Genomic DNA, 13167 nt, shown 5'->3' on the forward strand with positions numbered 1-13167 from the left:
GAGAACCTGTAACGGAATTACATGCAAGACAAAAGCGGGGAGGTCGCGTCATGGCAAAAGTTGCATTTCTGGGTCTGGGGGTCATGGGCTATCCGATGGCGGGTTACCTGGCCAAGGCGGGGCACGAGGTGACGGTCTATAACCGCACCACCGCCAAGGCGGAGAAATGGGCGGCGGAATATGGCGGGTCCTTTGCCGCGACCCCGCGCGAAGCGGCCGAGGGCGCGGAATTTGTCATGTCCTGCGTCGGCAATGATGATGACCTGCGCTCGGTTTGCCTCGGGGACGATGGGGCCTTTGCGGGGATGGACGCAGGCAGCGTCTTTGTCGATCACACCACGGTGTCGGCGCTGGTGACGCGTGAGCTTTATGCTGCGGCAGCGGAGAAGAACATTGCCTTTGTCGATGCGCCCATTTCCGGCGGACAGGCGGGGGCCGAAAACGGCGCGCTGGTGGTGATGTGCGGCGGCGACGAGGATGCCTACGGGCGCGCGGAACCCATGATCGACGCCTATGCCAAGGCCTGCCGCCGTCTGGGCGAAAGCGGCTCGGGGCAGCTGTGCAAGATGGTCAACCAGATCTGCATCGCCGGGCTTGTACAGGGCCTGTCCGAGGGGCTGCATTTCGCCCAAAAGGCCGGGCTGGACGGGCGCGCGGTGGTTGATGTGATCGGCGGCGGCGCGGCGGGATCGTGGCAGATGGTGAACCGATACGAGACCATGCTGGATGATCAGTTCGAGCATGGGTTTGCGGTGGACTGGATGCGCAAGGATCTGGGGATTTGTCTGTCGGCGGCGGATGAGGTGGGCGCGAGCCTGCCGGTCACGGCGCTGGTGGACCAGTTCTACAAGGATGTGCAGAAGCTGGGCGGCGGGCGCTGGGATACCTCCAGCCTGATCAAGCGGTTGAACACAGTGGGATGAGTTTCTTGTTTCGTCGCAGGCTGCGCCTGCGCCGACCGGCCGGGGGCTTTGCCCCCGGACCCCCAGGATATTTTTGAGCCAAAGAAGGACTGGACCCGTCCCTCGCTTCTCTGGTTTGAGAAATATCCTGGGGTGAATTGGCCTTGGGCCAAGAGGGGCAAAGCCCCTTACTCGCCAGAGTGTGACCCTGTATAGGTCCAGCGATATTTGGGCGGTGTCGGTCCCTTGTTGCGCCCACCTTGCTCCATTTGCTCCCAGGCATGGGCGAGGATGCCCACCGAGCGCGACAGGCAGAACAACCCGCGCGCCAGTGGGGCGGGAAAACCCAGCTCGGCGTAGATCACCGCCGTGGCTCCATCGATATTCATCGGGATGGCACGGCCCTTGCGGTGGTTGAGCTCTGCCTCGATGGCCTGTCCGATGCGGGCAAAATCTCCGGAGCAGGCCCCGGCCTCTACGGCCTCGGAGACCAGTTGCATCAGGCGCGGCGCGCGCGGGTCCACGGGATCGTGAAAGCGGTGGCCGAAGCCGGGGATGATCTTGCCCTGCGCTGCGATCCAGCCATCGAGCGCGGCGGCGGTTCCGCCGTCGAACCCGGCAATGTGGTGATACAGTTCCACCGCCTGTTCGCCCGCGCCGCCATGCACGTCGCCCAGCATGTTCACCGCGCTGGCCATGGCGTTGTTCAGCCCCACGCCGCAGGTCACCGCCATGCGTGCGGCGGCAATCGAGGGCGCTTGCGGGCCATGATCGACGGCCGAGACCAGCGCGGCCTCGAAGAGGCGCGCCTGCGCCGGGGTGGGGCGATCGCCCCGGACCATGAGCCAGATCATCTCGGCAAAACTGACATTCCCGATCAGCTCCTGAACCGGCGTGCCGCGCAGATGGATGCTGCCCGGTTCCATGTCGATGATGGCGGTGCGCCACCAGTCGGAAACATCGCTCATATCACGTCCTCCTGTTTCAGCCGCGTCAGGTCAGCTTCATTCAGCCCCAGATCGCGCCAGATGCGGTCATTGTCCTGGCCCAGTGTCGGCGGGGGCAGGGTGGCATGGGCTCGTGCCCCATCGGCCATGACCGGCGCGCCCAGCAGGTCAATGTCCTCGCCATTGGCCAGTTTGGTGGCGCGGATCAGGTCGCGGCCCCGGGTTTGTTCGCCCTCCAGCACCTGTGGCACGCTCAACACCGGGCCGGTGGGCACGCCCAGCCGGTTGAGCGGATCGACCCAATGAGAGGCGGGCCGGGTCGTCAGGACGGTTTCCAGCGCCGCGCGCAGCGCATGGCGGTTGGTCTTGCGGTCCTCGCGCGTGAGAAAACGCGGATCGTCGAGTAGCGCCTCCAGACCCAGATGCCGCGCCAGCGCCTGCCATTGCTCATCGCGATTGGCGGCGATGTTGATCGGTTGGTCGGCGGTGGCAAAGGTGCCCGAGGGGGCGGAGGTGGTGTTTTCATTGCCATGCGCGCCGGGGGGGACGCCGCCAATCAGGTGATTGGACACCACCCACCCCATGGTCGAGATCACCGCTTCGGTCATGGAAATATCGAGGAAGATGCCACGCGGGGTGGCGTTCAGCGCCGCAGCCACGGCAAAGGCTGCTGTCATGCCGCCGACGGTATCGGCCAGCGGATAGCCCACCCGCAGCGGTGCGGACCCGGCGTCGCCTGTGATCGACATCACGCCGGAAATCCCCTGCACGATCTGGTCATAGGCGGGGTTGTCTTTCCACGGGCCGTCCTGACCAAAGCCGGAAATGGCGCAGTAGATCAGCCGTGGATTAACCTCTTTGAGCGTTTCATACCCCAGTCCCAGCCGGTCCATTACGCCGGGGCGGAAATTCTCGACCAGCACATCCGCCCTAGCCACCAGCCGTTTCAAAAGGGCCTTGCCTTCGTCCGCTTTCATATCCAGCGTGACCGAAGATTTCCCGGCGTTCTGCGCGAGGAAGCTGATCCCCATGCCTGCCGCGTTGCGTGCCGGGTCCGCGCCCAGTTGGCGCGCCAGATCGCCGGAACCGGGGCGTTCGACCTTGATCACCTCGGCCCCCATCAGCGCCAGTTGGTAGCAGCAGAAGGGACCCGCCAGCACATTGGTCAGATCCAGAACCCGCACCCCGGCCAGGGGCGCGGGCGTAGGGTGGGCAGTTTGCCCACCAGCCCTTGTCTCAGTCGCCATCGGCGATCCCCTTGGCCCGTGCCTTGGCCCGACGCGCGCGGTAGCTGGGAACCACCACCAGAAGCGCGGCGATCACCAGAAGCCCCAGCGTCATCGGACGGTCGATCAGGAAGCCCATCCCGTCATAAAGCTGCATCGAGCGGGCGAAATTGTCCTCGAGCATGCGGCCCAGGATGAAGCCAATGAGCAACGGTGCCAGTGGATAATCGGCAAAGCGCAGGATTGTCGCGCAGACGCCCATGCCGACCAGAAGCAGCAGTTCGGTGGCGTTGTTCTGGCCGATATAGCTGCCCATCAGCGTGAAGAAGAGGATGAAGGGGATCAGGTAATTGCGCGGGATCGTCAGGACCTTGGCGATATAGGGGATCAGCGGCAGGTTCAGCACCAGCAGCACCAGGTTGCCGATATACATCGAGATGATCACCGCCCAGAAGATCTGCGGCTCGTCGATCATCAGGCGCGGACCGGGCGTCACGTTCAGCGCGATCAACGCGCCGAGCAGGATCGCCGTGGTGCCCGAGCCGGGAATGCCCAGCGTCAGGAGCGGCACGAAAGACCCGGTGCAGGCGGCGTTATTGGCGGTTTCCGGTGCGGCCAGCCCCTTGATGGAGCCATGGCCGAATTCCTTTTGCTCTTCCTTGGAGGCGATGTTGCGTTCCACCGCGTAGCCGAGGAAGGAGGCGATGGTTGCACCTGCCCCGGGCAGCACGCCGATAAAGAAGCCCTGAATGGACTGGCGGCCGATCACGGGCGCGATCTTGCGCCCCTCTTCGCGGGTGATGCGCAGCCCAGTGATCTTGCCGCCGTCGCCCTGTGCGGATCGCGCTGGGTTCATCACCAGAAACAGAGCTTCGGGCAGGGCAAACATCGCCATGGCCAGGGTGATGAAGCTGAGACCCGATTGCAGGTCCATGATGCCCATGGTGAAACGCGGCAGGTTGAACAGCGCGCCTTCGCCCACCGTGGCAAGGATCAGTCCCAGCAGCGTCATCAGAACCGCCTTGGCCACATTGCCGGTCCCGGCAAAGGCCGCGATGGCCGAGAGGCCCACCACCATCAGCGCGAAATATTCCGCCGAATGGAACAGGAGCGCCACCGTCGACAGCATCGGCGCAAAGATCATCAGGAGCAGCGCGCCAATCGAGCCGCCCGCAAAGGATGAGATCGCCGCGATGGTCAGCGCCTTGCCCGCCTGGCCCTTGCGGGCCATGGGGTAGCCGTCGAAACTGGACGCCACAGTGCCCGCCACGCCGGGCGCGTTGAGCAGGATGGACGACGTGGAGCCGCCGAAGATGGCCCCGTAATAGACCCCGGCCAGCAGGATCAGCGCGGCAGAGGGGTCGCCGATTGTGATGGCCACGGGGATCATGATGGCGATGATCGACATCGGGCCAAGCCCCGGCAGCATGCCGATAAAGGTGCCGATCAGGCAGCCAAAGATGACCATCAACAGGTTTTGCAACGAGAAGGCGGCGCTGAGGCCGATCATGAGACCTTCGATCATGGCTCAGGCTCCTTTCAGAAGAAGATGGGGAGGGGGCGCAGGAAGATGCCCAGCACGCCTTCGACGAGATACCAGACGATACCGGTGGCCAGAGCGGTGATGGGGATGAGGTAATGCAGCTTGCGTTCGCCTAGGATCATCGCCCCCACGGTCAGAAACCCCACGGTCGAGAGCAGGAACCCGGCAGGACGCAGAAGCAGCGCGTAAGCCACCATCAGCCCCAGAAGCAGCAGCGCCTGTCCGATATTGTACTCGCCCAGGCGGCGGTAATCGATATCGGCGGGCTTCTTGTCCGCGTCAGCTTTCTCCAGCCCCAGCAGGATCACCAGCGAAGTCAGGATCGCCAGCACAGCCAGAACCTTGGGAAAGGTCGAGGGCCAGATCGGGTTGCGCTGCATGAAGGGCGGCAGCAACTGGTCCATGGTGAAGAATGCGGCGTAACCATAGGCAAGCGCCACGCAGAGGATGACAAAGGCAATCCAGCGATCGAGGGCCATGAGCGGGCCTCCCTTGCGACAGGGGTAAGTTTTGGGGTGACGATTTCTTTTGAAGAAATCGGACCGAAATCTTTCGAAGATTTCGGGGGCCCTGCGCGAGAGGGTAGGCCTCTCGCGCAGGATTTGGGTCATGTGGACCTTAGAGGAAGCCCAGCTTCTTCATCAGATCGCCGATGACCTTTTCCTGATTTTCCAGGAAGGCTTTGAAGTCATCACCGGAGTTGTGGATGTTGACCCAGCCATTGCGGGCGCGCACGGCTTCCCATTCGGGTGTGTCGTACATCTTGGCAATCGCATCCTGATAGGCGGCCAGCTGGTCCTCGGGCAGGCCCGGAGCGCCGAAGAAGCCACGCCAGTTCACGAATGTTGTGTCGATGCCCTGTTCCTTCATGGTCGGTGCATCCTCGTAAGCGCCGACGCGCTCGTCCGAGGTCACGCCGAGGATCTTGACTTCACCGGCCTGTGCCAGCGCCACGGCTTCCGAGAAACCGGTGGAGAGCGCCTTGATCTCGCCCGAGAGCAGCGCTGCCATGGCCTTGCCGCCTGCGTCATAGGGGATGTATTTCACTTCGAGCGCATCCTTGCCCGCCGCTTCCATCACCATCGCCGCAACCAGGTGGTCCATGCCGCCGGGCACCGAGCCGCCGCCGATGGCGGTGCTGTTGGGGTCGGCATCATAGGCGGCCAGAAGATCGGCCATCGAGTCGATGTTGCTGTCGGCGGGAACCACCATCGCGGCGTAATCGCCAATGGTGCCAGCCACGAGCGTCAGATCGCGGAAGTTCTGCGGGAACACACCGGTGAGCGACCGGATGATGATCGGCGTGGAGTTCACCATCAGCGTGCCGTGGTTGCTCTCGGCATTCTCGATCAGGTAGCCGATGGCTTTGCCGCCGCCGCCGCCGGACATGTTTTCATAGGACGCGGTGCCCACGAGGCCCGCATTGGTCAGCGCCTCACCGGTGCCGCGCGCGGTGCCGTCCCAACCGCCACCGGCGCCGCCGGGGATCAGGAAGTGGATGCTGTCCAGCACCTGGTGGCCGCCGGCCAGAACAGGGGTGCCAAAGCTCATCGCCGCGGTCGCGGCTACCATCAGGGCGCGACGGCCCAGTTTCAATGTCATCAGATTTTCCTCCCATTTGACAATGGCGGGGGGACCCGCTCATGTTTCATGAAACTTGCCCATGAACCTGACATAAACCTGACACGTCCGGATAATTCCCTGAAACGAAAGCACGGCCCATGCGGTTTCTCCTGATCGAAGATAGCGAGGCGCTGGCCTCAGCCGTGGTCGAGCGGCTGCATCTGGACGGGCATGTGGTGGATCATGCGGGCGATCTGGCGACCGCCTGGGATTATGTGGCAACGACCGATTACGATCTGATTTTGCTGGATATTATGCTGCCCGATGGCGATGGGCGCAGCTTTCTGGAACGCCACAGGAGCGCCGACGCCAGTACCCCGGTCATCGTGCTCACCGCGCGGTCCGAAGTGTCGGACCGGGTGGGGCTTCTGGACCTTGGCGCGGATGACTACATGGTCAAGCCGATCGACTTTTCCGAGCTTGAGGCGCGTTGCCGGGCGGTGCTGAGACGCCGGGGCGGGGAGGCGCGCAACCTCATCACGCTGGGTAATCTGGGATTCGATTCCCTTGCCGGGACGCTGAAGATCGGCGGCGAAACCGTCCAGCTCCGGACCCGCGAACTGCGCCTGTTCGAGGTGTTCATCAACGCGCCGGGGCAGATATTCTCCAAATCCGCCCTGGTGGACCGGCTGTTTTCCTATGACGAGGACCCGTCCGAGAACGCCATCGAGGTCTATGTCGGCCGTCTGCGGCGCAGGTTGGCGGGCTCCGATGTCGGGATCACCACGGTCCGGGGGCTTGGCTACAAGCTGGAACAGACGTGAGCGCGCCCGCCAGACAAGACCCCGTTTCCCAAGGCTCGATCCGGCGGCGATTGCTGCTGGTACAGCTTGCGGGCGCGGCGGCGCTGGCGGTTCTGCTCTATTTCGTGGTGCTTTCGGTCACCCGGCAGGTGGCACAGCAGAGCCAGGACAACGTGCTCGCGGCCTCGGCCCTGTCAATCCTTGGCTCGGCGCGGGTCTCGGGCGGCGAGATCGTGATCGACCTGCCGTATTCGGCGCTCTCCATGCTGGATTCGGTGACGGATGAACGGGTGTTCTATGCGATCTGGCTGGGCGATGAGTTCCTGTCGGGATATCAGGACCTGCCGCGTCCCCAGCGACCGGGCGAGGCGCAGCCCGCCTTTCTTGAGGCGGCATTTCTGGGGGCACAGGTGCGCATCGCGGCGGTGGAGCGGCCGTTTTCCACCGATCTGGGCAATGAGCAACTGAGCGTGTCGGTGGCGCAGACCCTGACCGGGCGCGATCAGACCATGGCGCGCATCTCGCGCGTGGCGCTGGGCGTGGGGGCCGGGTTCTTTGCGCTCTCGGCGGTGCTGGCGCTGATCGTGGCGCAAAGCACGATCCGCCCGTTGAACCGGTTGACCGGGGCGGTGTCGCGGCGCGGGCCGCGCGATCTGCGCCCTGTGTCGGCACCGGTGCCGTCCGAGATGGTGCCGCTGGTGGCCTCGCTCAATTCCTTCATGAAGCGGCTGGAAACCTCGCTCTCGCGCTCCGAGGATTTCATTGCCGAGGCCGCGCACCGGGTGCGCACCCCGCTGGCCATCGTGCGCACACAGGCCGAGATCGTGCAGCGCCGTGTCCGGGACGAGGACACGCGCAACGCCGTGCGCGAGATGATCCATGCCGTCGACGAAAGCTCGCGCACGGCGGGGCAGTTGCTGGATCACGCGATGGTGGTATTCCGGCTTGATGATCTGGCGTGCGAACCGGTCGATTTGCCCGCGCTGGTACGCGAAACCGTGTCGCAGGTGGGGGTTTTGTCAGAGATGCGTGACATTGACCTGATCCTGGGCCGCATGGAGGACGCGGTGGTCGAGGGGGATGCAATCCTGTTGCAGAACGCGCTGCGCAACCTTCTGGACAACGCCATTAAATACTGCCCGCCCCTGGCCGAGGTCACGGTTTCGGTGCGCAATGACGGCAATGAGATCTGCTTGCAGGTCAGCGACACCGGCCCCGGCTTTCCCGAGGGCGGCAAACGCCGGTTGGTGCAGCGCTTTTCGCGCGGTGACAATGTCTCGGGCGTGGTTGGCTCCGGTCTGGGGCTGACCATCGTCGAGGATGTGACCGTGGCCCATGGCGGGCGCTTTACCATCGACAACAATGACGGAGGTGGCGCATGCGCGCGATTGTTCTTTCCGGCATCCTGACGCTTTGGGCCGCCTGGGTCAGTGCATTTGAGGTCGAGGACCGCGCGGTCTTTGGTCCCGAGGCGGCAGGGGACACAATCAAGGTGATTTCTACCGCCGATATCGCCTATTTCGAGCCGATGATCCGGTCTTTTCTGGACCGCGCGCCGGGGCTGCGCGTGGACTACACGGTGGCCAGTTCGTCGGAACTCATGAAAGCCATCCAGGACGAACGCCAGAGCTTTGATCTGGCCATTTCCAGTGCCATGGATTTGCAGACCAAGCTGGCCAATGACGGGCTGGCCCAACAGCATTTTTCCGATGTCACGCGCAGCTTGCCGCGCTGGGCCACATGGAATGACATGGTCTTTGCCTTCACCCAGGAACCGGCGGCCATCGTGCTGTCGCGCGCGGCCTTTGCCGATCTGCCGATCCCGCGCAGCCGACAGGACCTGATCCAGCTGTTGCGCCAGAACCCCGAGCGGTTTCGCGGGCGGATCGGCACCTATGATGTGCGGATCTCCGGGCTGGGTTACCTGTTCGCCACACAGGACACCCGCGCATCCGAGACGTTCTGGCGGCTGACCGAGGTGATGGGCGCGCTGGGCGCACGGCTCTATTGCTGCTCGTCCGACATGATCGAGGATGTGGAACGCGGCGATCTGGCCATCGCCTATAATGTGCTGAGCAGCTATGCCGTCACGCGCGCCGATACGGACCGGTTTCACATCGTGTTGCCGCAGGATTTCACAACGGTGATGCTGCGCAGCCTGCTGATCCCGGTCACTGCGCAGAACCGCGACGGCGCGGCGCGATTTGCCGATCATATTCTGTCGCCGAGCTTTGGCCCGGAGGCTTCGCCGCTGGCCGGGGTGGACCTGACCGCGCTGCAGGCGGAAAGCACGCTGCATAGGATCAGGCTGGGGCCGGGGCTTTTGGTGTTTCTCGATCAGTTCAAGAAACGCAGCTTTCTGGCGGAATGGCAAAGCGCCATCGTGCAGTAGCGCCGCAACAGGAAATCACCGCATTTTGCAAGCCCGAAACCGGTGAAATGCGACAAAGTGCATTTTGAGCATTGTCATTGCATCCCCTCCGACCTTATGTTGAACGAAGGCCAATGGGATTTTCCCGGCCTAAAGAGTTTCGCTGTTATCAAAGCTCTCGTGGGCAAACCCGCCCAGCCTCTTTGAAACAGACCGATGCGATTGCCCAGAGCGGGGAAACCACGCCGGGCGATCAGTAAGACCAGCCCGATCCGTGAAACCGGCGGGCCGTAAACGGGCGGAGGGCCAAAGGGCTGCTTCCGTCGGAGAAGAACCGCGATGCAACGCGCGAACGCATTGAGGATACGGGCAGGGGGCGATCGTCGCTCTTCCTATAACCGTGGTCCCGACGCGTCCCGCATCGCCTCAATCAGACATCTCCCGCAATATGCTGCACCGCCCGGGCTTTCGCCTGGTGTGCGGTCTTTGCCGGGGTGCAATTGGACAATATGGCTAAGAAAATGCTTATCGACGCCACCCACGCGGAAGAAACCCGCGTCGTGGTGGTTGACGGAAACAAGGTTGAGGAATTCGACTTTGAATCCGAAAACAAACGCCAGCTTGCTGGCAACATCTATCTCGCCAAGGTAACGCGCGTCGAGCCGTCGCTTCAGGCGGCTTTCGTGGATTACGGTGGCAACCGCCACGGTTTCCTTGCGTTCTCGGAAATCCATCCGGACTACTACCAGATCCCGGTCGCCGACCGCGAGGCGCTGATGGAAGAAGAGCGCGCCTATGCCGAGGCGATGCGCGCCCGCGACGAGGAAGACGAAAAGCCCAAGCGCTCTCGCTCCCGGTCGAAATCCAAGGCGGAATCCACCACCCGCAAGGATGCCGTGCAGACCCGCGAAGTCGAAGGCATGGAGACCATCGACCTTGGCGACGAGGACGAGACGGATGAGGGCCTGTCGCCGATGGAAACGGTGGCCGAAACCCCGGTCGAGGAGCCGGTGGACGAGGCACCCGAGGTTCAGGGCACTGCGTCGGAAACAGATGCCGTCGAAGAGGCCCCGGCCGATGACGCAGACGCAGCCGTGGCTGTGACCGCCGATGGTGCGGATGCGGCAGAGGCAGAGGAGCAGGCCGCTCCGGCAGAAGCGGACATGGAACAAGCCGACGCAGGCGAAGATGCAGACACGTCGGAAACCGCAGAGGCCGACGTAGAGCCCGCCGCCGAGGAGGATGACAGCGACGAGGGCGAAACCGCCCGCGCGCCCGATGCCGCCGCCAAGGACAGCGAGATCGAATCCGTAGCCGAAGAGGACGATCAGGAAGACATTCGCCCGCCGCGCAAACCGCGCCCCAAGCGCTACAAAATCCAGGAAGTCATCAAGGTCCGCCAGATCATGCTGGTGCAGGTGGTCAAGGAAGAGCGCGGCAACAAGGGCGCGGCGCTGACCACATACCTGAGCCTCGCCGGTCGCTACTGTGTGCTGATGCCCAACACCGCGCGCGGTGGCGGGATTTCCCGCAAGATCACCAATGCCGCCGACCGCAAGAAGCTCAAGACCATCGCCAATGAGATCGACGTGCCGACCGGCGCGGGGCTTATCGTGCGCACCGCCGGGGCGAAACGCACCAAGACCGAGATCAAGCGCGACTACGAATACCTGCAACGGCTCTGGGAACAGATCCGCGAGCTGACGCTGAAATCCATTGCACCGGCCAAGATCTATGAAGAGGGCGACCTGATCAAACGCTCGATCCGCGATCTCTATTCGCGCGAGATCGACGAGGTGCATGTCGAAGGCGAGCGCGGCTACCGCATCGCCAAGGACTTCATGAAGATGATCATGCCGTCCCACGCCAAGAATGTGAAGCAATACACCGACCCGATGCCGCTTTTCGCGCGCTATCAGGTGGAAAGCTATCTGGGCGCGATGTTCAACCCGACCGTGCAGCTCAAGTCCGGCGGGTACATCGTGATCGGCGTGACCGAGGCGCTTGTCGCCATCGACGTGAACTCCGGCCGCGCCACCAAGGAAGGCTCGATCGAGGAAACCGCGCTCAAGACCAACCTTGAGGCCGCCGAAGAGGTGGCGCGCCAGCTGCGCCTGCGTGACCTTGCCGGACTGATCGTGATCGACTTTATCGACATGGACGAGCGCAAGAACAACGCCGCCGTTGAAAAGAAGATCAAGGACAAGCTCAAGACCGACCGCGCCCGCATCCAGGTGGGCCGCATCTCGGGCTTTGGCCTGATGGAAATGTCGCGCCAGCGTCTGCGCCCCGGCATGATCGAGGCGACAACCGCGCCGTGCCCGCATTGCCACGGCACCGGCCTGATCCGCTCGGACGACAACCTTGCCCTGCAAGTGCTGCGCCAGATCGAGGAAGAGGGCGTGCGCCGCCGCTGCCGTGAGGTTGTGGTGCGCTGCCCGGTGGGCATTGCCAACTTCCTGATGAATTCCAAGCGCGAACATATCGCCATGATCGAGGCGCGCTATGGGTTGTCCGTGCGGGTCGAGGGCGATCCCAGCCTGGTCAGCCCGGATTTCTCCATCGAGAAGCTGAAAACCGCCACGCGCCGCGTGCCCGAGGTCGAAGCACCTGTGGTGTCTGCCGACACCTCGCTGATGTCGCTGGTGGACGAGGACGCCGCCGAAGACGAGGAAGAGATCGAGACACCGGAAGTGGCCGAGGACGAGGAATCGCCCAAACCCAAGAAACGCCGCCGTCGCCGTCGTCGCCGGAGCAGCAAGTCCAAGACGGCAGAGGGGGATGAAAACGGCTCGACCGAGGAGACCCCGGATCAGGACGGCGATGCCCAGGACGAGGGCAGTCCCGACGAAGCCGAGGCCAGCCCCTCCGACGAAACCGCCACCGACGAGGCCAAGCCGGAAGACGGCGAGGACGAGGCGAAACCGGCCAAGAAGAAGCGCACGCGCTCCCGGTCGCGGTCGAAATCGAAGAAGACCGAAGAGCTTTCGGAAACAGAGACGGATACACCCGCCGAAGCGGATGCAGCCACTGATGAAGCGCCTGTCGAGGCGGTTGCAGAGACGGCGGATACCGTGTCCGAAGAGGCCAGCGCTCCTGATGCGGCAGAGCCTGCACCGGAGCCGATGGCAGAGGATGCGGTGACCGAGCCTGAAGCGGCCCCCGAACCGGTTGCTGAGGCCGAACCGGTTGCTGAGGCCGAACCGGTTGCTGAAGCCGAGCCCGCGGCAGAGGCCGAGACGCCTGCGGAACCTGAGGCAGAGGCACCGGCAGAGCCGGAGATCGCTCAGCCGGAAGAGCCTGTGGCCGAGGAAACCGCAAAAGAGCCCGAGCCTGTGGCCGCCGAGGCCATTCCCGAACCGGCCCCCGCCGAGCCGGCCAAGCCCAAACGGCGCGGCTGGTGGTCGATGGGCGGCTAAAGCATGTCGCGCAAAAGTGGGAACCGGTTTTGCGCTCCTCGGAGATGCGACGCGCTATAAGCCCGGCATCATGACACCAACAAAACCCCGGCGCGCTGGACGTGCCGGGGTTTTTCTTTGCCTGCCGGGTTTTGGTTAGCCGCCCTTGCGGATCACATAGATCTGCACGCCTTCGGCCTCGCGGCTGTCCACCAGCGCATGACCCGCTTCCATGCAGAAATGCGGCACGTCCACCACTGCCGCCGGATCATCGGCATGCAACTCAACAACATCGCCATTTTGCAGCGATTTCAGCGCTTTGCGCGCCTTCAATACGGGCAGGGGGCAGAGCAACCCAACGGCATCAATCTTGTCTGTCATGCCCTTGGTTTAGGGCGCGGCACCGGCCCTGTC

Annotated in this window: 10 protein-coding genes and 1 pseudogene; 5 read left to right on the forward strand and 6 right to left on the reverse strand. The window is 63.6% G+C overall.

What is annotated here, in order from left to right; translation table 11 throughout:
• Positions 1-44: 44 nt before the first annotated feature.
• Positions 45-923: pseudogene (locus PGB28_RS10105) on the forward strand (NAD(P)-dependent oxidoreductase); the annotation flags it as partial.
• 167 nt (positions 924-1090) lie between these two features.
• Here PGB28_RS10105 and PGB28_RS10110 read toward each other — a convergent pair.
• From PGB28_RS10110 to PGB28_RS10130, 5 genes are all read right to left on the reverse strand, one after another.
• A complete protein-coding gene (locus PGB28_RS10110) occupies positions 1091-1870 on the reverse strand; it encodes a citryl-CoA lyase (RefSeq protein ID WP_271421395.1) in 780 nt (259 codons plus the stop codon).
• Positions 1867-3096: a CaiB/BaiF CoA transferase family protein gene (locus tag PGB28_RS10115; protein WP_271421396.1), complete on the reverse strand. Its 1230-nt coding sequence runs from the start codon at positions 3094-3096 to the stop codon at positions 1867-1869. Before PGB28_RS10115 ends, PGB28_RS10110 begins: the two co-directional genes overlap by 4 nt.
• Positions 3086-4600: a tripartite tricarboxylate transporter permease gene (locus tag PGB28_RS10120; RefSeq protein ID WP_271421397.1), complete on the reverse strand. Its 1515-nt coding sequence runs from the start codon at positions 4598-4600 to the stop codon at positions 3086-3088. Before PGB28_RS10120 ends, PGB28_RS10115 begins: the two co-directional genes overlap by 11 nt.
• Positions 4601-4614: 14 nt before the next feature.
• A complete protein-coding gene (locus tag PGB28_RS10125) occupies positions 4615-5097 on the reverse strand; it encodes a tripartite tricarboxylate transporter TctB family protein (protein WP_271421398.1) in 483 nt (160 codons plus the stop codon).
• 139 nt (positions 5098-5236) lie between these two features.
• Positions 5237-6220 (reverse strand): Bug family tripartite tricarboxylate transporter substrate binding protein, encoded by a 984-nt coding sequence (locus PGB28_RS10130; protein WP_271421399.1) that lies wholly within the window; start codon positions 6218-6220, stop codon positions 5237-5239.
• A 119-nt stretch (positions 6221-6339) separates the two neighbouring features.
• Between PGB28_RS10130 and PGB28_RS10135 the strand changes: the two genes are divergently transcribed.
• The 4 genes from PGB28_RS10135 to PGB28_RS10150 all read left to right on the forward strand — a co-directional run bounded on the left by PGB28_RS10135 (position 6340) and on the right by PGB28_RS10150 (position 12774).
• Entirely contained in the window at positions 6340-7005 is a 666-nt protein-coding gene (locus tag PGB28_RS10135) for a response regulator transcription factor (RefSeq protein ID WP_271421400.1), read from the forward strand.
• A complete protein-coding gene (locus PGB28_RS10140) occupies positions 7002-8393 on the forward strand; it encodes a sensor histidine kinase (protein WP_271421401.1) in 1392 nt (463 codons plus the stop codon). The genes PGB28_RS10135 and PGB28_RS10140 overlap by 4 nt, the downstream gene beginning before the upstream one ends.
• Positions 8363-9376, forward strand: coding sequence for an ABC transporter substrate-binding protein (locus PGB28_RS10145; RefSeq protein WP_271421402.1), 1014 nt, complete (start codon positions 8363-8365; stop codon positions 9374-9376). Before PGB28_RS10140 ends, PGB28_RS10145 begins: the two co-directional genes overlap by 31 nt.
• Positions 9377-9864: 488 nt before the next feature.
• Positions 9865-12774 (forward strand): Rne/Rng family ribonuclease, encoded by a 2910-nt coding sequence (locus PGB28_RS10150; protein ID WP_271421403.1) that lies wholly within the window; start codon positions 9865-9867, stop codon positions 12772-12774.
• Positions 12775-12909: 135 nt separating this feature from the next.
• Here PGB28_RS10150 and PGB28_RS10155 read toward each other — a convergent pair whose 3' ends face one another.
• Positions 12910-13134 carry a sulfurtransferase TusA family protein gene (locus PGB28_RS10155; protein WP_271421404.1) on the reverse strand — a complete coding sequence of 75 codons (225 nt, stop codon included), beginning with the start codon at positions 13132-13134 and terminating at the stop codon, positions 12910-12912.
• Positions 13135-13167 lie beyond the last annotated feature (33 nt).

Origin of the sequence: Primorskyibacter aestuariivivens (assembly GCF_028023675.1) — a bacterium.
Taxonomy (GTDB): Bacteria; Pseudomonadota; Alphaproteobacteria; order Rhodobacterales; family Rhodobacteraceae; genus Marinovum; species Marinovum aestuariivivens.